General features: G+C 70.8%; 13 protein-coding genes. 9 read left to right on the top strand and 4 right to left on the bottom strand.

Going from position 1 to position 21,145, the window contains the following annotated elements:
• The first annotated feature begins 103 nt into the window (after positions 1-103).
• The gene (locus tag WMF39_RS09955; RefSeq protein ID WP_437745297.1) at positions 104-5,656 is read left to right on the top strand and encodes an AAA family ATPase; all 5,553 of its coding nucleotides are present in this window, start codon (positions 104-106) and stop codon (positions 5,654-5,656) included.
• A gap of 102 nt (positions 5,657-5,758) precedes the next feature.
• On the opposite strand, the gene WMF39_RS09950 is transcribed toward WMF39_RS09955, so the two are convergent.
• The 4 genes from WMF39_RS09950 to WMF39_RS09935 form a co-directional block, all read right to left on the bottom strand.
• Positions 5,759-6,229 carry an SRPBCC family protein gene (locus WMF39_RS09950; RefSeq protein ID WP_437745296.1) on the bottom strand — a complete coding sequence of 157 codons (471 nt, stop codon included), beginning with the start codon at positions 6,227-6,229 and terminating at the stop codon, positions 5,759-5,761.
• Complete coding sequence (locus WMF39_RS09945) at positions 6,226-6,846, bottom strand: TetR/AcrR family transcriptional regulator (RefSeq protein WP_437745295.1); 621 nt, start codon at positions 6,844-6,846, stop codon at positions 6,226-6,228. Before WMF39_RS09945 ends, WMF39_RS09950 begins: the two co-directional genes overlap by 4 nt.
• A 162-nt stretch (positions 6,847-7,008) precedes the next feature.
• Positions 7,009-8,484, bottom strand: a complete 1,476-nt coding sequence (locus WMF39_RS09940) for a hypothetical protein (protein ID WP_437745294.1) — start codon at positions 8,482-8,484, stop codon at positions 7,009-7,011.
• 516 nt (positions 8,485-9,000) lie between these two features.
• Positions 9,001-9,678 carry a hypothetical protein gene (locus WMF39_RS09935; protein ID WP_437745293.1) on the bottom strand — a complete coding sequence of 226 codons (678 nt, stop codon included), beginning with the start codon at positions 9,676-9,678 and terminating at the stop codon, positions 9,001-9,003.
• A 448-nt stretch (positions 9,679-10,126) separates the two neighbouring features.
• On the opposite strand from WMF39_RS09935, the gene WMF39_RS09930 reads away from it, so the two are divergent.
• The 8 genes from WMF39_RS09930 to WMF39_RS09895 all read left to right on the top strand — a co-directional run bounded on the left by WMF39_RS09930 (position 10,127) and on the right by WMF39_RS09895 (position 21,058).
• A complete protein-coding gene (locus WMF39_RS09930; RefSeq protein ID WP_437747960.1) occupies positions 10,127-11,179 on the top strand; it encodes an NAD(P)H-dependent flavin oxidoreductase in 1,053 nt (350 codons plus the stop codon).
• Between the two features lie 345 nt (positions 11,180-11,524).
• Entirely contained in the window at positions 11,525-11,827 is a 303-nt protein-coding gene (locus tag WMF39_RS09925) for a hypothetical protein (RefSeq protein ID WP_437745292.1), read from the top strand.
• A 48-nt stretch (positions 11,828-11,875) separates the two neighbouring features.
• A complete protein-coding gene (locus tag WMF39_RS09920) occupies positions 11,876-12,781 on the top strand; it encodes an ATP-grasp domain-containing protein (RefSeq protein ID WP_437745291.1) in 906 nt (301 codons plus the stop codon).
• 150 nt (positions 12,782-12,931) lie between these two features.
• Complete coding sequence (locus WMF39_RS09915; RefSeq protein ID WP_437745290.1) at positions 12,932-13,465, top strand: 2'-5' RNA ligase family protein; 534 nt, start codon at positions 12,932-12,934, stop codon at positions 13,463-13,465.
• A 153-nt stretch (positions 13,466-13,618) separates the two neighbouring features.
• Positions 13,619-15,313 carry a protein kinase domain-containing protein gene (locus WMF39_RS09910; protein ID WP_437745289.1) on the top strand — a complete coding sequence of 565 codons (1,695 nt, stop codon included), beginning with the start codon at positions 13,619-13,621 and terminating at the stop codon, positions 15,311-15,313.
• Between the two features lie 139 nt (positions 15,314-15,452).
• Entirely contained in the window at positions 15,453-16,454 is a 1,002-nt protein-coding gene (locus tag WMF39_RS09905; RefSeq protein ID WP_437745288.1) for a tetratricopeptide repeat protein, read from the top strand.
• A complete protein-coding gene (locus tag WMF39_RS09900) occupies positions 16,451-17,599 on the top strand; it encodes a hypothetical protein (RefSeq protein ID WP_437745287.1) in 1,149 nt (382 codons plus the stop codon). Before WMF39_RS09905 ends, WMF39_RS09900 begins: the two co-directional genes overlap by 4 nt.
• Positions 17,600-18,037: 438 nt before the next feature.
• A complete protein-coding gene (locus tag WMF39_RS09895; RefSeq protein WP_437745286.1) occupies positions 18,038-21,058 on the top strand; it encodes a carboxypeptidase regulatory-like domain-containing protein in 3,021 nt (1,006 codons plus the stop codon).
• The last annotated feature ends 87 nt before the right edge of the window (positions 21,059-21,145 follow it).

The raw sequence follows: 21,145 nt of genomic DNA, 5'->3' as shown, positions 1-21,145 counted from the left end.
TGGGCGTGGGCCAAACTCCGCCGGTGCCAGGTCACACCCTTTGGAATATACAAGTGGCTGGTTGTAGTGCGTCGCATTGACGAGCGAGCGAGCAAGGTTTTCGATGATCGTCGAGAGAGGCTACGCGCTCCGCGAGAAGATCGAGGAAACCGCCGACTTTACCCTGTACCGCGCATGCCGCGAGGGCGACGGCGTTCCGGTCTTGCTGAAAGTCCTGCGCGCGGAAAGATCGACCGGCGCCGAGATCGCGCGCTTCAAGCACCAGTACGAGCGCATCGCGCGCATCGCCTCGCCCCGCCTCGTCGCGCTGCGCGGCGTCGAGGCGCTCGCCGGCTCCTTGATCGTCGTCCTCGAGGACTTCCCGGGCCGCGATCTCGCGCGGATCCTCGCCGCGCGCCCGTCACGCAGGATGCCGGTCGGCGAGGCGCTCGATCTCGCGGCCGCGCTCGCCGAAGGTCTCGCCGCGATGCACGCGGCCGGGCTCGTCCACCGCGATCTGCGCCCGAAGAACGTGCTCGTCGGCGCGCGCGGCGCGGTCAAGATCAATGGCTTCGGCGTCGACGCCGAGGTCACCCACGCGCACGAACGGCTCTACGCGCCGGCGGTCATCGCCGACGTGCTGCCCTACGTCTCCCCCGAGCAGACAGGCCGCATGAACCGCGGCGTCGACTACCGGACCGACCTCTACGCGCTTGGCGTCATCCTGTACCAGATGCTCACGGGTCAGCGCCCCTTCGAGGCCCTGGACCCGATGGAGCTGATTCACGCGCACCTCGCCCTCGCGCCCGCGCCGCCGTCCCGCGTCGATCCGACCATCCCCGAGGCCGTTTCCGACGTCGTGCTCAAGCTGCTCGCGAAGAACACCGAGGAGCGTTACCAGAGCGCCGAGGGCCTGCTCGCCGACCTCGAGCGCTGCCGCGAGGCCCTGCGCGGCACGGGGACGATCGAGCCATTCGTCGCGGGCCAGCGCGATCGTCAGGACCTCTTCCGGATCCACCAGAAGCTCTACGGCCGCGAGCAGGACATCGAGGCGCTCACCGCCGCGTTCGTGCGCGCGCTCGAGGGGAACCGTGAGATCGTCCTCGTCTCCGGCTATTCGGGGATCGGGAAGTCCTCGCTCGTGCACGAGATCTTGAAGCCACTCGCGCGGCAGAAGGGCTATTTCACGAGCGGCAAATACGACCAATACAACCGCGACGCGCCCTACAGCCTGGTGATCCAGGCGTTCGACGGCCTCGTGCGGCAGATCCTCACCGAGAGCGATGCGCGCATCCTCCGCGTTCGGAGCGCGCTCCTCGAGGCGCTCGGGCCAACCGCGCAGGTCGTCTGCGACGTCATCCCGTCGCTCTCCCACCTGATCGGCCCGCAGCCGCCCGTTCCGGCGCTCGGCCCGATCGAGGCGCAAAACCGCCTGAACCGGTGCTTCTTGCTGTTCGTCTCGGTGTTCGCGCGGCGCACGCACCCGCTCGTCCTGTTCCTCGACGATCTTCAGTGGATCGACCCCGCGAGCCTCGGGCTGCTCCGCGCGCTCCTCGCCGACGACTCGCTCGATGCGCTCTTTTTCTGCGGCGCTTACCGTGACAACGAGGTATCGCCCGAGCACCCGTTCGTCCTGGCGATCGAGGAGCTCGAGCAAGCCGGGCTCGTCGTGCGCGACATCGCCCTCGCCCCGCTCGCGCGCCCTCACCTGATCGAGATGCTCTCGGATAGCCTCAAGCGCAGCGACTGCGGGCCGCTCGCCGATGCGGTGCAGAAGAAGACCGGCGGCAACCCGTTCTTCGTCAAGGAGTTCGTCCGGTCGCTGCACGACCACGGCGCCCTGGCGTACGCAGCCGGATCAGGCTGGCGCTGGGACCTCGCCTCGATTGACGCGCTCGGGTACACGGACAACGTGGCAGACCTCATGGTGCGCACCATCGCGCGCCTGCCGCCGGCAACGGTGAAGTCGCTCAACCTGGCCGCGGCGATCGGCAACCGGTTCGACCTCGACGTGCTCGCCGTGGTGAACGAGTGCTCGCCGGAAGACGCGTACGCCCGCCTCGATCCCGCCATGAGCGAGGGGCTCGTGATCGCCGGGCGCGGCGGCTACCGCTTCGCCCATGACAAGGTGCAGGAGGGCGCCTACGCCATGATCCCGGAGGCCGACCGACCGGCCTTCCACCTCCGGATCGGCCGGCTGCTCGCGGACAAGCTGGATCTCTCGGAGAGCCAGAGCCTCTTCGACGTCGTCGGCCACCTGAACAGCGCAGGCGACCTCGTGTCGGACCCCGTGGAGCGCCTGCACCTCGCCCGCATGAGCCTCGAGGCCGCATGCCGCGCCGAGGACTCGGCCGCCTTCGGCGCCGCGCTGCACTACCTGCAGCTCGGCCTCCTGCGCCTTCCGGAGGACGCCTGGGCGTCACAGTACCCGCTCCGCCTCGAGTACGCGAAGAGAACCGCCCTGATGCTCTCGCTCTGCGGCCGGCATGACGACGCCCTCGCGATCCTCTCCGATGGCCTGGAGCGGGCCGCGAGCCGGCTCGATCGCACCGAGGTGCTCCGGCTCAAGATGAACGTGCAGGTGCTCAAGAACGACCTGCCAGCCGCGCTCGCGGAGGGGCTCGAGGCCCTGCGCCCGTTCGGGATCGACCTGCCTCCCTTCCCGGACGACGTCATGCTCGACGCCCAGGTGCGGGCGACGATGGATCTCGTCCGGGAAAGGACGCTCGAGGCGCTGCCAGGCCTGCCGCCGCTCGCGAACCCGGAGATCCTCGCCATGCAGGACGTGCTCCAGGAGCTCTTTCTCCCCTGCTACTTCCTGGCCACGAACAACCTCGGCATCACGGTCGCGAAGATCCTCGAGAACACGCTGCGCCACGGGCTCTCGAAGAACTCGATCTTCGGCTGCATGAACTTCGGGATGCTCCTCTGCGCCCGCGGCGACATCGCGCTCGGCTACCGCTTCGGCCGCGCCGCCATCGACCTCGCGGACCGCTACACGGACAAGAAGTCCGAGGCGATGCTCTGCAATATGTGGGGCGCCTTCGTGCAGCATTGGCGAGAGGGCTACGCCGCCTGCAAGGCGTCGCTGGTCGCCGGGATGCACGCCGGGCTCGAGACGGGCCAGTACATCTGGTCATTCTACAACACGGTCAATGGCATCACGAACAGCCTCCTGCGCGGCCTCCCGCTCTCCGACCTCCTCGCCGAGGCGCAGAGCTACCAGCCGATGCGCAAGCTCGACGAGTTCAATGCCATCACCTGGGCGGTCGGCGCGGTCGGACAGATCGCGCACCAGCTCTCGGTCGAGGCCGAGCGCCCCGCCACGCTCAAGGGGGCGTGGGTCGATATCGACGAGGTGATCGAGGAGTCCCGCCGCATCGACAACCAGGCCTCGTTCTTCTTCGCCCACTTCTACATCGTCGTCCTCTGCGTGTTCCAGGGGGCGTTCGAGGAAGCGGCGCGCGCCGCGCTCTTGCCGAACATCGAAATCCCGGCCGTGGCGGCCTGGCATGGCAACCCCGCGTTCCATTGCTACGCAGGCATCGCGTTCACGCAGGCGGCGGACGTCGTCTCCCCAGAGGAGCGCGCGCTCTTTCTCGCCCGCGCCGAGGTCTCCGCCGAAAAACTCTCGCGCTGGGCGGACCTCTGCCCGGAGAACGTGGCGCACCGCCGCGCCCTCCTCCTCGCCGAGCTCGAGCGCGCCCGCGGCGACGCGCGCGCCGCCGGGGACCGCTACGACGAGGCGATCGCGCTCGCGCAGCGCGGCGGCTATCTCCACGACGAGGCGCTCGGCAACGAGCTCGCAGGCCTCTGCTTCCGCGCGCTCGGCAAGACCACCATCGCCGGCGCCTACCTCACCAAGGCGCACAGGGCGTACGGCCGCTGGGGCGCGACGGAGGCGATGCGGCGCCTCGAGCGCGCGTACCCCGACCTCGTCCCCGGCGAGAGCCTCCGCGGCGAGAGGAGCCCGCAGGCCGGCGCCGCGCTCGACGTCGGCTCGGTGCTCAAGGCCTCCCAGGCCATCTCGGGCGAGATCGTCCTCGACCGCCTGCTCGACGCGCTCATGCGCATCATGGTCGAAAACGCCGGCGCGCGGCGCGGCGTCCTCCTGCTCCTGCGTGACGGACGGCTCGTCGTCGAGGCCGAGCACCACATCCGGGATGCGTCGGTCCACGTGCTCGGCGCGGCGCCCCTCGAGGGCCGCAAGGACCTGCCGGACAGCGTTGTCACGTACGTGGCGCGGACGCGCGAGACCGTCCTGCTCGACGACCTCGCGATCGACGGGCCGTTCGGGCGCGATCCCTGCTTCGCCGGCGGTGCGCCGCGCTCCTCGCTCGCCGCGCCCATCGTCTACAAGGGCCGCTTCGCCGGCGTGATCTATCTCGAGAACGACCTCACCCGCTCTGCCTTCACCCCCGATCGCGTCGAGGTGATCCGGCTCCTTTCGGCCCAGGCGGCCAACTCCATCGAGAATGCGCGCCTCTATGCGGATCTGCAGCAGGAGAACGCGGAGCGGCGGCGCGCCGAGGAGGTGCTCCGCCATTCCTACTCGCTCCTCGAGGCCACGCTCGAATCGACGACGGACGGCATCCTCGTCGTCGACCTCGAGCAGCGCGTCGTGCGTCAGAATCACAGGTTCGCGGCGATGTGGCGCATCCCGGACGAGATCCTCTCCACCGGGTCGGACGACACGTTCCGTACGTTCGTCTGCGACCAGGTCCTCGATCCCGAGGCGTTCCTGCAAAGGATCCGCGCTCTCTATGCCTCGCCCGAGGAGTCCGGCTTCGATGCCATCCCGTTCGCGGACGGGCGCGTCTTCGAGCGTTATTCGCAGCCCCAGCGCCTCGGCGGGCGCGTGGTCGGGCGGGTCTGGAGCTTCCGGGACATCACCGCGCGCGTGCGCGCCGAGCAGCAGCGCGATCGGCTCCTCCTGGACGAGCGGCGGGCGCGCACGGCAGCGGAGGAGGCCGTGCACCTGCGGGACGACTTCCTTTCTATCGCCTCGCACGAGCTCCGCACCCCGCTCACCAGCCTGCAGCTCGCCATTCAATCGCTGGGGCGAAGGCTCGCGCAGGGCATGGACGTCGAGCGCGTGCGATCCGCGGTCGCCCTCTCTGTCCGCCAGGCCAAGCGCCTCACCGACCTCGTCGATATGCTCCTCGACGTCTCCCGGATCCAGGCGGGGAGGATCGAGCTGGACACAGCGCCCGTCGAGCTGCGCGCGCTCGTCGACGAGGTCGTCGCCCACCTCGGCGATCAGATCGCGCAGTCAGGCAGCGCGGTCGCCGTGCGCGCGGAGCAGCCGGTCATCGGCCGGTGGGACCCGCACCGCCTGGAGCAGGTCGTGACCAACCTCCTCACCAACGCGTTCAAGTTCGGGGAACGTCAGCCGATCGAAATCGCCATCACCCGGGAAGATCGGGTCGCGCGGCTCTCGGTGACGGACCGTGGGATCGGGATCCCGGCCGAAGTGCAGGCCCAGCTCTTCGAACGATTTCGCCGCGGCGTCTCGTCCAAGCATTACGGGGGGCTCGGGCTCGGCCTCTACATCACCCGCACCATCGTCGAGGCACACGGCGGCCGAATTCGCGTGTCGAGCGAGGTCGGCCGGGGCTCGACCTTCTGCGTCGAGCTGCCGCTCTCGACCGAGCGCGCGGGAGATTTGTCGTCGTAGCGGTTGCCTCGAGCGGCCTCGTGCGTGATCGTGCATCACGACAGAGAGGAGCGGCTCACTGCGAGGCCGCTGCGCCGAGGTGCGCTCGAACGTCGGCACCATTCACGACGGATCGCGCTCCAGGTTCTCGCGCAGCTTACGCAGTCCGTCGCGCGCTCGGCCGCGCATCACGCGGCGCAGGAGGGGGACCACAAGCCAGCGAAACCACCACCGCTGGTTGCGGCTGACCATGCGCCACTCGACGCGCGTCTCGTCGTCGGAGAGCGCCTCGAAGTCCACACTCATGCGGGCCAAGAGGAAGCCCTCACTTTCGGTCAGCAGACGCTCCCCGACGCGCGCCTCCTTCACCTCGATGTCGATCGTGCCGGTGCGCCCGAAGGGCATGCGCACGGTCTCCCGGTAGCGCTTGCCGACCTGCCCGTGCTCCAGCGTGTCGAGCTCGCGCATGGCTGCGACGCCCGGGAACCAAGTCGGGAAGTTCTCCATGTTGGACACGTACGCGAACGTTTCGCGCAGGGGCCGCCCGATCTCCACCGAGCCCTGCGCCAAAAGCTCCGGCTGCGCGCCGCTCACGAGCGCCTCCTCGGTGCCGTCTTGATCTCCATCGGCCTGAGCAGGCTCTGCTCCACGCTCCGGCGCATCGCGCGGACGTAGCGCGGCCGGGACCAGCTCCGCTCCTCGATGAGCTCCTGCCAGTTCCCGATCGACAGGAGGGTGGCCAAGAAGTCCGCCGCATCCGACGCCGACCATTCGTCGGCAAGCGCGCCTTCGGCCTGAAGCCGCGCCACGAAGCCCGCGCAGACGCCCGTGAAACCACGCATGCGGTCGCGCCACGCGAGCTCCGCGTCCTCGTCCGTGGCCCGTGCCACCCGCATGGCCCGCGCCACATCGGTGATGTGGGCGACGTAGCCCGCCCACGCGCCGATGAACTCGGAGAGGACCGCGCGCGCGTCGGGGAGGCGCTCGCACTTTCGGACCAGGTCGGCGAACCCATGCACCTCGTCGACGTGACGCACCAGCGCGACCAAGAGCTGGGTCCTGGTCTCGAAGTGCAGATAGACCGCTTGGCGCGACACCCCGGCCGCCGACGCGATCTCCGCCATCGAGACGCCGCGACGCCCCGGCTCGGTCACCAGCCGGCGCGCGGCCTCGAGAATCACGGCGCGGGTTTCCCCGTCCTTGCTTGACATGGTGTCAACATGGGGCATAGTTTACACTGTGTCAAGTTCGCCGGGCGCGCCGGCGCGGTTCCTCGAGGCGCTCTTCGGCCATGCGAGGAAGGGGCGAGAGGGACGACGTTGCGGACGCCACGTTCCCCTGATGCCCTTGACCTCCTCGCGCCTCCGCTCCCGTCAGGGCATCGGGTACACGAGCGAGAGCCCGGCGACGCACATCTCGTCGAACGTATTCCCCTCGCCGTAGGCCACGTCGATCGTCGAGATCAACTTCGCCTCCTTGAGCGCCTTGACCACGTACGGGTTCTCCGTCGAGTTATTGTACGTGCACCGGATCCGGAGCACGTCGCCCGGCTCGAGCGTCGGGAGCGTCTCGATGGGCGCGTCGTACGAGTACGAGCGCTGCCAGCCGAACTCCCACTTCGGCGCGTGCGCCAGGCACTCCTCCTTGGGTTGATCGGGTGAGCCGTTCGCCCGCGTGACCGTCACCTTCTCGTCGAAGCCCAGGTAGTGCATGTGCAGAAAGTCCCCATAGATGCGCGTGCCCGGCGGGAACGGCATCTCTTGCGATCCGGGCGAGTCCGGGGCCGGGACCGTGAACTGCTCCGTCTCCACGTGGTCCTTGCTGTCCGCGGGGATCAGGAACTCGACGCCGTTCTTGTCGCCCGGACCCGGTAGCAGCCCGAAGCCAAGCTCGCCGACCGGATCATCGAAGTTGCCGATCAGGTGGTACAGGAAGCCGTACTTCGGCTTCTCTTTGGTGAGCCTGAGCTGGATGCGCGTCAGGTCCGGGTCGGCCGTCGTGCCGGCGGGGTGGTAGTGGATCTGCATCATGATGAGCGACCCCTTCGGGATCAGCTGACCCACCCCCTCGGGCAGATCGACCGGGTCGGCGCCGGGAGCCCAGGCTGTGACCATCTGGAGCGCTCCAATCTCCGCGCCATTCGCGACCTCGCCGGCGCCACACGGAAAGCTCCCGTCGGGGCCGGCCAGGCTCGCGGACCTCCCCTCCGGATCGATGGAGATGATCCCATGGTGAACGACCTTGTGGTTGCCGGGCACCATCTGTAGACCATTCAGGTACTGGTCCTCGGTGAGCCCGGGATCGATGATGAAGCAGCGGAACTCGTCCTGCTCACCGGAGGTGACGTAGGGCTCGTTCGGATGAACCTCGAGGGTCATGCCCCGCAGGTCGGGGCTCTTCGGCACGAACGAGGCGGGCGCGTCCTTCGGATCACCCTTGGGGGTGCCGGCCTTGCTCCAGGCCTCCAGCGTGCTGATCTCCTCCTCGGAGAGGCGGATGTCGCCCTTCCACGCGTGACGGGTCGAGCACTCGTCCGTGTCACGCACGGCGAAGGGCGGCATCGTGCCTGCCTTGGTCGTCTGGACCATGAGCGCCGCGACAGCCCTGGCGTCGTCGTACGCGGTAAGGCTGAAGGGCGCGATATTGCCCGCCGAGTGGCAGCCCATGCAGCTCTTCTGCAGGATGGGCTCGACGTCCTTGTGGAACGTGGGGCTACTCCCGGTCGCCTGGGGCTCCGTGGGCCCGTCGCCCGCGGAGCAGCCGGTGAACGAGGCGGCGGCTGGCAGGGCGAGGGCGAGGGCGGACAGCGAGGCTCGGGCGACGGAACGCGAACGTACTGAAGCAGGCATGAGACCTCCGGGCAGCCGGATCCCTTCACGAGCGGAGGGCCCGGGCGCTTGGTAAGGAGCCACGTTTTGTTCGACTGCGTTTCAGATATGTGTACTATGCATATAGTCACCCCTTTCGGAGCGTCAAGAACATTTGTGCAAAATACACGTATTTAAAAAAAGAAGCTCCGCGAGCTCCACGGAGCCATGGTCGACCTGATCGCGCTCATGAACCAGCCGCGGCGCGATCAGGCGCTGCTCGAGGAGGCGGGCATCTCGCTGGATCGAGCCCACTTTGCGCTGTCGTGGCGCTGAAGGAAGCCGCAGGTAGATAGCCCACCTGCGGGAGTTGCCCGGTTCAGCAGAAGGACCGCCATGGCGGTTCGCTTCCCGTCCGACTTCCCGCGGTAGCACGTGTTTCGCTTCGTCGCGCAGCGCGGCCGGGAGAGGCAGAACAGCGCGTTCATGCAGTGCGCGACCGCCAGCGGGAGGACGTTCCAGCAGACGATCGATCGGATCGAAGCCCTGACCGGGGCGTCAGCGCCCCGCGCGCCGGCGACGATCGATGAGCGCGGTCACGATCGGGAACAGCGGCAGCGCCATCAGCACGTAGAACCCCGGCTCATCGAACGCGGGCCCCCGCGGCCGGTAGATGCCGCCGCTGAGCAGACACGTCGCGAGGTACGCCGCCAGGATGGCCGCCCCGCACAGGCTCCACAGCCGCAGGTCGATCGGCGCTGGTGACGAGGCACGCGCGGCCCGCGGCGTGGCGTCCGGCGCGTCGAGGACGCCGCGCCACCGCTCGACGTCCCACAGCGCCAGCCCGACCAGGCCCGCGAACATCAGCGTGACGACGGTCGCCGTCGGGACGACCGCCGTGCTCCAGCAGAACGCCAGGATCGCGCCCGTCACCGGCAGCGCCATGAATGCGCCGGCCGTCGCGAAGCGCTGCGTCATGAGCAGCGTCGCGGCCACCAGCTGGACCACGCCCACGAACGTGTAGAAGTGCCCGGTCGCGTGGAACGCGTGCAAGAACTCGTGGAACGGGCCGCGATTCCCCGGATCCGTGAACGGCTCGCCGAGGATCTTCTTCAGCCCCGCCGGCAGGAACGCGAAGCCTATCAGGATGCGCAGGTTCACCACGGCGAGGTGCGCCCACCGGCGCTGCCGGAGCCAGGCGACCATCGCCTCGATGCGGTCCATCACGGAGTCCACGGGCCGCGCAGTGTAGCCGCGCCGCACACCGGCGGCGAGCCGCGATCGGACGGCTCTGCTCCACGACCATGTTGAACGACTTACCGAACTGTCCACTGGACAGACCTCGTCCTGCGGCTTCGGCTGACCAATCGACTGATAGTTAGACAAACTAACCAACCTGCGCATGAAGACGACACAAGCACCGCTACTCGTGATACTGCTGTTGCACGCCGGCTGTGCCCGGAATGGTCCGTCGTCGCTGCCCCACGGCTCTGCAACTCGACCGCCCGCCCCTGCCCAAGAGATATCAAATAGTAGCTTGCCTGCATCGAAACAGCCAAGCCCGCCAAGCGCTACCACCGATGGGCCCTTCGCTTATGCTCAGGTCCCACGGCCGAACGCTCTCTGTTGGGCGGAAAAAGGACAAAAGCTGGACGCTGCCTCGGCAGTGGATCTGGAGATTCTCATGACGGCGCTGCAGGAGCTCCTTGGAATCGATCTTCCAATCATCCAGGCCCCCATGGCCGGCGTGCAAGGCAGCGCGCTCGCGGTCGCGGTCTCCAGCGCTGGTGGGCTCGGTTCGCTGCCCGGCGCCGTGCTTGGTCCGGACGCCCTGCGCAAGGAGCTGGCAGCCCTCCGAGCGCAGACAACGAGGCCGTTCAACGTGAACTTCTTCTGTCACACGCGGCCCGAGCCCAACGCCGAGCAAGAAGCGATCTGGCGTGCCCGGCTCTTGCCGTATTTCGCTGAGCTCGGCGTCGATGCAAGCGCCATCCCGACCGGCCCCGGCCGGTTGCCCTTCAGCGATGAGGCCGCTGATGTGCTCGACGAGCTCAGACCTGCTGTGGTGAGCTTTCACTTCGGCCTGCCCTCGGAGGCTTTGCTCTCGCGGGTGCGCCGCTGGGGCGCGAAGATCCTGTCCTCTGCGACGACGGTCGACGAGGCGCGCTGGCTGGAGGCGCGCGGCGTCGACGCGGTCATCGCCCAGGGCATCGAGGCGGGCGGTCATCGCGGCAGCTTCCTGTCCGACGATCTCAGCGTCCAGCTCGGCACCTTCGCGCTGGTGCCGCAGATCGTGGACGCCGTGAAGATCCCCGTCATCGCCGCGGGCGGCATCGCGGACGCGAGGGGTGTCGCAGCCGCCATCGCGCTCGGTGCGGCCGGCGTGCAGATCGGGACGGCCTACCTCTTGTGCCCGGAGGCCACCACGAGCCTGGTGCATCGCGCGGCCCTCGCGAGCGGCGCAGCCAGCATCACGGCGCTCACCAACCTCTTCACCGGGCGACCCGCTCGGGGCATCGTGAACCGCCTCATGAGGGAGCTTGGGCCGATGAGCGGCGCCGCGCCAGCTTTCCCCTTGGCGACGTCGGCCATCGCCCCCCTGCGCGCCAAGGCCGAAAGCCAGGGCAGCGGCGACTTCTCGCCGCTCTGGGCGGGGCAAAACGCCAGCGGGTGCAAGGAAGTGCCAGCGGCGGAGCTCACGCGGCAGCTCGCGGGTTCACTCCGAGGCGCACGCTGACGCCGCCCAACCTGCCGGTGTATCCGACGGGCGCCTGCGGCGCATCGGCCGACGCCAGGCCGCAGGAGGAAGCGATGAAACGCACGTGGACAATCATCGGTGTTGCTGATGTTGCTCGTAGCTTCAAGTGGTATCAGTCGCTGTTCGGTCAACCGGAAACGAACCCCGCCCATGATGATTTCGGCCAGATACTGGACTCCGATGGGACGGTCTTGCTTTGCGTTCACCAGTGGGGAGCCCACGAGCATCCACCACTGACCAGCCCCGATCACGCTCAGCCTGGCAATGGGTGCGCACCGGCCGCTCTTGCCCTCGAGCGTGCGCGGCACGGAGCTGCGGTCCCGGATGAGCAACGGCGATTTCTGGGCGCGGCGCGACCAGCTCGGCGGGCCGGCGCTGCGTTGCGTGCCGGGCGATAGGGCGGGCGCGCCGATCGCGCTGAACGGCTGGGAGGGACCTCCACCGCCCTGGCTACCGCCCGAGCCCATGGTGTGGAACTGGAATCCGCCGCCGCCCCGCCCGCCCATGCCGCCGCGTCCCGATGGAAAGAGGCACTGCTCGAGCTGTGACTTCCTGCTCGATGCCTCGGCGAAGCTCTGCACCATGTGCGGAACGTGGATGGATGTCGAGGGAGCAGCCCAGAGCTGAGCTCGACGGCCACGGACGAGCGATCTGAAATCGGATAGAGTCTGCGAGATGCTCCCAGCCCCGCTCGTCCTGTTCCCGAGCAACCCGCTGCACCCGACCACGCCGGACAGCGCCTTCGAGGAGGAAGCCCGGCATGCCGCCAGCGCAGGCTTCGACGTCGGCTTCATCGACCTCGAGGTGTTCCTCGGCGGCGACGTGAAGCTCCGCCGGGTGCCGGAAGGCTCGGGCGAGGTGATCTACCGCGGCTGGCTCCTGGGCCTCGATGCTTATCGATGCATGAGCGAGGTCGTCGCCGCGCGTGGCCGGCGGTTGATCACGGAGCCGGAAGCGTACCAGCACTGCTATCACCTGCCGGCGTGGTACGAGGCGATCGGCGGCGCCGAGCACACAGCGCGGTCGATCTGGATCCCGGGCTCCACGTTCGACCTCGAAGCCGTCGTCGTTCACGTGCGAGAGGCGTTCGGATCGGGCGCCGTGATCCTCAAGGACTATGTGAAGTCCCGCAAGCACGAGTGGTTCGACGCGTGCTTCATCCCGGCGGCGGACGACGAGGCCAACGTGCGGCGCGTCGTGGGCAACTTCCTCCGCCTCCAGGACGACCACGTCGTCGGCGGGCTCGTCTTCCGCGAGTTCGTCGCGCTGCGACGCATCGGGCTGCACCCGAAGAGCAGGCTGCCGCTGGTGAACGAGCATCGCTTCTTCGTGCTCGACGGCCGGCCGTTCTACGCGGCACCGTACTGGGCCGACGGTGACTATCCGGGTGAGCCGCCGAGCGCCGACGTGCTCGCGCCTGTTCTCGGCCACGTGCGCAGTCGCTTCTACGCGGCCGACGTCGCCGAGAAGGAAGGGGGCGGCTGGATGCTGGTGGAGCTGAACGATGGCGGGTCGGCGGGCATCCCCGAGGGCGGGGCCGCGGACGCGTTCTACCGGAGCCTGCGCGCGGCGCTCGGCTGAGGAGCGTCCCATTGCTCGATCCGAACCATCGGCCGCGAACCGCCCCCCTGCGCACGCCCTGAGCGGGCCGTGAGCCGGAGGGGGCGCTCACGCGAGCTCCGGCGCGCGGCGGCTTGCCCGCGAGGCGCGGCGGCGCAAAGGGTGTCGGCCATGGCGCAAGAGACAGCGTTCGCCCTGTGGCTCATCCCCGGCGGAGCGCCGGCCGCGCGGCTCGAGGAGCTCATCGAGGCGCTCGCCCGGGAGACCGGGGGCCCGGCGTTCGCGCCCCACCTCACCCTGCTCGGCGGGCTGCGCGGCGACGGCGGCGCGCTGGCCGCGAAGCTCGGCGGGCTGCGCGGCGACGGCAGCGCGCTCCGCCCCGTCGCGCTCGAGGCGCGCGGCCCCGCCACCGGCAGCACCCGCCACCAGTGCGTGTTCCTCGACGTGACGCCGTCCGAGCCGCTCGCGGCGCTGCGCCGCGCGGCCGAGGCGGCGCTCGGCGCGAGCGAGGCCCCCTTTCGCCCGCACGTGAGCCTCGTGTACGGCGAGCTGCCGGCCGCGCGCCGCCAGGAGCTCGCCGCGGATCCTCGGGTGCTTGCGCTCGCGCACGGGGTGTGGCGGGCCGACCGGCTGGAGCTGTGGGCCGTGGAGGGGCGGACCGAGCGCTGGCGCTGCGTCGAGGGCGTCGCGCTGGAACGCCGGTGAGATCTCGCCGGCGCGGGTGTCATGCCTGCCCACCACGCGCCCAGACGCACGGTTCCGCCGCAGCGCAAGCGTCGACGAGGGATTTCCGCCCTGCGCGCAGATCGCGGCGCGCCGAAGTATGTGATCTCGTGGATCTCGGCTAGCCTGGGGCCCATGGCGATGGCTCCCGTTGCTGTGGGCGACGTCCTCGCGGGCAAGTACCGCGTGGAGCAGATCGTTGGCGCCGGTGCGATGGGCACGATCGTCGCCGCGTGGCACCTGGAGCTCGAGCAGCGGGTCGCGATGAAGTTCCTGCACTCGCTGCGGGCGGATGGCGGCGACCCGGCGGAGCGGTTCCGGCGCGAGGCGCGCGCGCTGGCCAGGATCAAGAGCGAGCACGTGGCGCGCGTCCTGGATGTCGGCTCGCTGGAGGGCGGGATGCCCTACATGGTGATGGAGTTCCTGGAGGGGAACGACCTCGCCCACGAGATCCGGGCGCGCGGTCCGCTGCCCGTGGTGGAGGCCGTCGGGTACATGCTCCAGGCCCTCGACGCGATGGCCGAGGCGCACGCCACGGGGATCGTGCACCGCGATCTCAAGCCGGCCAACCTGTTCCTCTCGCTCCGGCCCGACGGCGACCGGGTCATCAAGGTCCTGGATTTCGGTATCTCGAAGTCGCTGCTCGGCATATCGCGCGACCAGGTGGCGCTGACCCAGACAGCGTCGCTCCTCGGGTCGCCGCTCTACATGTCTCCCGAGCAGGTGCGCTCCGCGAAGGATGTGGATACGCGCGCGGATATCTGGTCTCTCGGCGTGATCCTGTACGAGATGCTGACCGGGCGGACTCCGTACGACGGCGACTCCGTCGCTCAGCTCTTCCACACGCTGCTCTACGAGAACGCTGCCCCGGTCACCCAGCTGCGCCCCGACGTCCCGCGCGAGCTGGACGCCGTGGTGATGCACTGCCTCGCCAAGGAGCGCGAGCAGCGGTGGACGAACGTCGGCGATCTGGCGGCCGCGCTGCTCCCGTTCGGCCCCGCCACGGGCCACATGCACGTCGACCGGGCGCGCCGCATGCTCGGCAGCTCCTCGGACATCGCACGGCCGTCGCTCCTCCAGACCGGCGTGCCGAGCGGGGGCGCCCAGGGCTTCGGATCGCGCCCGTCCATACCGCACGGGGGCGCGCCCTTCGCGCCGGGCTCGCCGTCTTCGCCGTCCTTCGCGCCGGCCTCGCCGTCCTTCGCGCCGGCCTCGCCGTCCTTCGCGCGGGGCACGCCGTCCTTCGTGCCGGCCGCACCAACTGCGCCCAACGCGGAGACGGGGCCGACGGTCAACTCGTGGAGCAACTCGGGCCATCCGGTGCGAACGGTCCGGCACGGGGCGCGCGTCGTCCTGGCGATCGCCGCCGGCGCCCTCCTGGCAGGGGCCTCGCTCGGCGCCTTGTTCTTCCTGCGCTCCGGGCTCGCCACCGACCAGGAACAGCCCCCCGCAGCCGCGGCGGCGCCCACCGCCGAGGCCACGACGGCGCCCACCTCCGAGGCCACGGCTGCGCCCACCTCCGAGGCCACGGCTGCGCCCACCTCCGAGGCCACGGCGAAGGGCGACGCGCGCGAGGCTCCCGGCGCCACCGGCGGCGCGCCCGAGGTGGCCGGCGGTTCGCCAGCCCCGACCGCGCCGGCGGCCTCCGCCAGCGCGCCCGCGCCGCCGCCGGCGGCGTCCTCCGGCCCGGCGGCGCCGCTCGCCGCGCAGCCGGGCGCGCCTCGGGCGACCGCCACGGCCCGGCCCGTCGAGCGCGCGCAGCCCGACGCAGGGGCGCGCCCGGAGCCGACGCGGGGCAATTCGATCAGCGACTTCGGCGGGCGGCGCTGAGCGTGGCGCTCGCGTCGATCCGGCGACGGCCCCCGGGGCCGCCGTGGCCAGCTTGGAGGAGAACACGGGACGTATGAGGCGTACGAAACGTCGTCAGCGAAGCATCGCACACTGCGTCGGCCTGGGTCTGTGCGCGGCGTTGATCTCCGGGGGGCTCCCCGCGCGGGCGGAGCCGAGCGCCGCCGACAAGGCGACGGCGGAGGCGCTCTTCGACGCGGCGCTCGACCTGATGAAGCAGGGGCGCAGCGCGGAGGCGTGCCCGAGGCTGGAGCAGAGCCAGCGCATCGATCCAGGCATCGGCACGCTCCTCTACCTGGCCGAGTGTTACGAGAACACCGGCCGCACGGCGAGCGCCTGGGCCACGTTCCGGCAGGCCATGTCGGAGTCGCAGGCCGCGGGGCAAGCCGACCGCGCCCGCAAGGCGCAGGCGAGGGCGGCCCGGCTGGAGCCGGGCCTGTCGAAGCTGAGCATCGGCGTCGCGGCGGAGAACCTCGCGATCGAGGGCTTCAAGGTGCGCTCCGCCGGAAAGGCGATCGATCCCGCGGTCTTCGGCGTCGCGATCCCCGTGGATCCGGGCGAGATCGCGATCGAGGCGAGCGCCCCGGGCCACGAGACCTGGACGGCGACCGTGAAGCTCGGGGGCGACAAGAAGGGCCCTGCGAGCGTCGATGTCCCGGCGCTCAAGCGGCTCGAGGGGCCGCCGCCTGCGCCCCGCGATGCGCCGCCTCCCGAGGCGGCGGGCCCTGCGCCGGCGCGCGGCGCCCCTGCGCCGGCGCCGGCGCCCGCGGCGTCCGGGGGCAACACGGCGCGCTTGATTGGCTTCGTCGTGGGCGGCGCGGGCGTCGTGGGGCTCGGCGTCGGGACGTTCTTCGGCGTGAAGGCCATCTCGAAGAACAGCGACGCGGAAAGCTACTGCAAGGGCGGCAGCACGTGCGAGGACGAGCGCGGCGTCACGCTGACCGAGGAGGCCAAGAGCGCCGCCACCGTGTCGAACGTCGCGTTCGGGCTCGGGGCGGCGGCGGCGATCGGCGGCGCCGTCCTCGTGTTCGTCGTCGCGCCGAGGCAGGCCCCGCCCGTCCAGGTGGGGGCGTTCGTGGACGCGCGCAACGTCGGGTTGCGCGTGGGAGGTACGTTCGAATGAGACGCATGACAGGGCTCCTGTCGCTCGCCCTGCTCGCCCCGCTCTCGAGCCTCGCGTGGCTCGGCTGCCAGGCCATCGCCGGCATCGAGGACCGCACCTTCGACCCGGGCAGCACGGAGACCGGGGGCGGGCAGGCGCCCGTGAGCGAGCAATGCGCGTCGTACTGCGCCGACGTGATGGCGAACTGCACGGGAGAGCACCAGGTCTACGCCACGCTGGCGACGTGCCAGGGCGTGTGCGCGCTGCTCCCGGAGGGCGATCCCCTGGAGCCCGTGGACAACACGGTCGCGTGCCGCGCCCGCCAGGCGGAGCTCGCGGGCGCCACCGGCGAGGTCGGGGTGCACTGCCCGGCGGCGGGCCCGGGCGGCGGCGGCGAGTGCGGGAGCAACTGCGAGAGCTACTGCGCGCTGCGGGCCGCGGCGTGCACGCTCGAGGTCGCCACCGAGGAGGAGTGCGTCGCCATGTGCGCGGGGCTCAAGGACGTGGATAATTTCGACGTCATCGAGAACCACGACGGCGACACGCTGCAGTGCCGCCTCGTGCACGTGAGCTCCGCGACGGTGGACCCCGAGGAGCACTGCCCGCACGCGAGCCTGACGCCGGTGCAGCCCTGCGGCGATCCGGAAGGGACCGAGCCGAGCTGCGAGGACTTCTGCCAGGTGGTCATGACGTCGTGCACGGGCGATCTGGCCGTGTACGAGTCGAGAGCGCAATGCCTCGCGGTCTGCGCGGCGCTCCCTCCCGGCGCGACGGAGGACCGGACCGAGAACACCGTGGGCTGCCGCAAGTACCACGCTTACAGCGCGATGCTGGCGCCGACCACCCACTGCCCGCACGCGGGGCCGGGCGGAGACGGCCATTGCGGGGTCGAGGAGCCAGGCTCGGGCACGACGGGCAACTGCGTGTCGTACTGCACGCTGTTCGAGGCGGCCTGCAAGGAGGCCCTCGGCGAGGCGTACGATGGCTGGGGCGCGGCGTGCCAGGACGAGTGCAGCACGATGACGGGAGCCGCCCACGATTCCCACTACTCCGTCGCGAGCGCCGAGGGCGGCGACACGGTCTCTTGCCGGCTGCTCCACGTGAGCCGCGCGTTCGAGAACCCGGACGAGTGCCTCGCGCTGGCCGACGGGACCGCCTGTCAGTGATGGGGGCGCGGTAGCCCCACCGCGTTCGGGAGGGCGTGTCGGCGGTTCCGGGGCATAGGCGTTAGGCGTTAACCAAGCTCGTTCGGTCACGCTCAGGGCACGAAGCCCGCCCCTCTCCTCCGCACCATCGTTTACCAACGTGAACGTTTACGTGGTCGTGGTCGTTCACGGCTTATCGTTGACGACCACGACCACGACTGCGTAAACGTTCGGATGTAGGAGAACGCGGCGCGCAGCTTGGTTAACGTCTGTGGGGGTCGCGGGACGGGTCGAGCCGCTCGATACACCCTCGATGAGGCAACAGGGCAAGCACCCGCGCCCCGCCGTGGGAACGCGCCGTCATCCTGCTCCCCAGAACGAGCCCCCGCCGCGCGTGCGCGCGATGGATTAGTAATCCCGGCGGCAGGGGGCCATGCACGAAGGAGGGGCTGTCAGGCCATGAAGAGAGCGGAAGCGAGACGGTGGCTTGCCCTTGTCGTGCTCGGGCTGGCGGCGGCGGGGATCCTGGGCTTCTCGTTGTGGCTCCGCGCCGGAGAGGCGCCGGCGGACGGCCCCGCACCTCCGGCGAGCGCCGCTTCGACGCGGGGAGCGCGGCGCCTCCGCGCGAGGGACACGCCGCCCCCGACGCTCGGGAGCATCGCGGGGCGGGTCGCCAATGCGGCCGGCTCGCCCGTCGCCGGAGCGCTGGTGTGCGCCAGCGCGAGCGGCGGAGCGAGCGGACTGACGCCGTTCGATCTGGGCGAGCCGACGTGCGCGCCCGCAGGAGAGGACGGCCGCTACCAGCTCGCGGATCTCTCCCCCGCGCGCTTCACGCTCTTCGCCTCGGCGCCGGGCCATCGCCCGGCGAGCTACACCTCCCCTGCCCCGGACCGCGCCGGCTGGCTCGATCTCCGCCAGGGAGAGGCGCGCACCGGCGTCGATCTGACGCTCGCCCGCGGCGGCGTCGAGGTCCGGGGCCACGTCAAGGACGTCAGCGGCGGGCCCATCGCCGGGGCGCTCGTCATGATTCATGGCTTCCTGGGGTCGCACCAGGGCGCCGCGGTGACCCGCTCCGACGCAGAGGGCTCCTTCTCCGCGTGGACCGAGGAGGGATACTGCCTGGCGCGCGCCACCGCCGACGGGTACGCCGAGGGGTCGCAGCACGGCATGGCGCCGGGGCCGCCGCTCGAGATCTTGATGACGCCCGGCTCGGTGATCGAGGGGCGGGTCGTCGAGGCGGGGTCGGGCGCGCCGATCGCCGGCGCGACGATCCGTCCCGGGATGGCGCAGAGGTGGGGCCCCGGGGAGGTGAAACCCGTATCGAGCGACGCGGAGGGGCGCTTCCGCATCCCGGGCCTGCCGCCCGGGCGGTACAAGCCCACGGCGCGCGCCGCGGGCGGCTATGGCCAGGCGCGCGCGAGCGTGGTGCTCGGGATCGGCCAGACCTCGAGCGAGGTGGTGATCGAGATGCACCCCGCCAGCAGCGTGGCCGGCCGCGTGGAGGTCGCGCCCGGGGGCGGGCCCTGCGCGAGCGGCTCCGTCACCCTGTTCCACGAAGGGAGCGGCTGGCTCCCGACGGTCCTCGAGGCCGACGGTTCAGCGCGCTTCGAGGGCGTGCTGCCCGGCTCGTACCAGGTGATGGTGCTCTGCCAGGATCACGCGTCGGAGCCGGCCTACCCCGCCGTGGAGGTCGGCGAGGCGGACGTCGAGGGCCTCGTGTGGACCGTCCGCGCCGGGCTGTCGCTCCGCGGCCGGGTGGTGGACCGCGAGGACAAGCCCGTGCGCGCCATGGTCCACGCGAGCCCGACCGACATGGGGGGGATGCAGCCGATGCAGCCCGGCCCCGTCGGGCAGAGCGATGACGACGGCCGCTTCGTGCTCCGGGGGCTCCTCCCTGGCAAGCACAGGGTCATGGCGCACTCGAACGATCACATTCCGCCCGAACCGGTGATGGTCGAGCTCGTCGACGAGCGCGCTCCCGAGATCACCCTCGTGATGGACAGCGGGGGTCGCGTCGAGGGCACCGTGACCGACGAGGACCGCCGCCCCGTTGCAGGCGCGGACGTCATGCTGAGCGCGCAGCAGCCCGGGTGGGGCGGCCCTCCGAGAAAGTCCCTCGCGGACGGGACATTCGTGATCAAGGGGGTCGCGCCGGGCGCGTACCGGATCTGGGCCATGCAGGGGGGTATGCCCATGAGGGCGCCAGGTCAGGCCGGCGGCGGCGACCCCGGGGTCGCTGTCACCGTGAAGGCAGGGGCGGCCGCGCGCGTGAGCCTTGTCGTGGAGCGCCAGAACGGCGAGATCCACGGGCGCGTCGTCGACGGGAGCAGCAGGCCGGTGGCGGACGCATTCGTCAATGTCCAGCGGGAGCCCGAGGGCGCGGGCGAGCCGGGCGCCCCGGCCCCTCCGCCCCCGCCGCCGGAGAGCATGGGGCCCCACGCGCCGGTGCTCACCGATCCCGACGGGGAGTTCGTGATCGGGAACCTGGGCCGGGGCACGTACACGGTCCAGGCGCAGCGCCGCGGAGGGGGCCGCGCCGCCGTCGAGCACGTCGAGATCGGCGGCACCGTGACGCTCACGATCCAGGAGACAGGCACCGTCTCCGGCGCCGTCTCCAGCCCCGGCAGCGCGCCGCCCGATCAGTTCACGATCCGCGTCACGGGCCGCGAAGCGCCGTTCTTCCGGAACGAGTCCTTCGCGTTCACGGACGGGGCCTGGACGATGAGCGACCTGCCGGCGGGCAAGTACGAACTTGCAGCCGACGCCCCGGAGGGGACGGCCACGGGGGAGGTGACGCTCGCGCAGGGGGAGCAGCGGAGCGGGGTGGTGCTCACGCTCGCCGGGCGCGTCGCGCTCCGGGGTCAGGTGGTGTCCCTGGAGGACGGCGCGCCCATGGCCGGGGTGACCGTGCACGCGTACCCGCGCGCCGGCGGAATGGCGCCCTCGCCGGTGCAGCAGCACGAGATCACCGACGGAGCGGGTCATTTTCACCTCGACCGCGTGCCCAGAGGTCCCCTCGTGCTCATGCTCATGCCCGCGGATCCGATGAGCTCGGCGTTCGACGCGGCGATGATCCCGGTCGATGTGCAGCCGGGCGCGGAGACCGACGTCGGGCGGCTGTTCATGGCGAAGCGCCGGGTGAAGCAGGACGAGCCTCCCGGCGATCTCGGGTTCACGGTCGAGCCGCCCCGGTCGCCGATGGAGATGGCCATGCGGCCGCACGAGGTGGTCGAGGTGCGCCGCGGCGGTCCGGCCGCGGCGGCGGGCCTGCAGGTGGGGGACGTGATCGTCTCGGTGGACGGCCACGATGTCACCGGCAAGCTGGGGTATCTGGTTGGGTCCCTGATCCGCGTGCCTGCGGGGACCCGGGTGACCCTCGGGCTCTCGCGCGGGGCGAGCGTGGCCCTCGTGGCCGCGGCGATGCCGCCACCCCCGGGCGGCGGGCAGGGCGGCATCGAGGCCGCGCCCGCGTCACCGTAGGCGCCGGCCGCCACCTCCCGGTGCCCATGAGGTCTCCGGGATCTCCTTCATGGACCGTACGCGCAAGCCGCTCGGGCCCTCGGCGGC

Origin of the sequence: Sorangium sp. So ce1504, assembly GCF_051521635.1 — a bacterium.
GTDB classification, from domain to species: domain Bacteria; phylum Myxococcota_A; class Polyangia; order Polyangiales; family Polyangiaceae; genus Sorangium; species Sorangium cellulosum_B.
The sequence above is the reverse complement of the archived record's forward strand: the minus strand, read 5'-3'. Positions and strand labels throughout refer to the sequence as shown.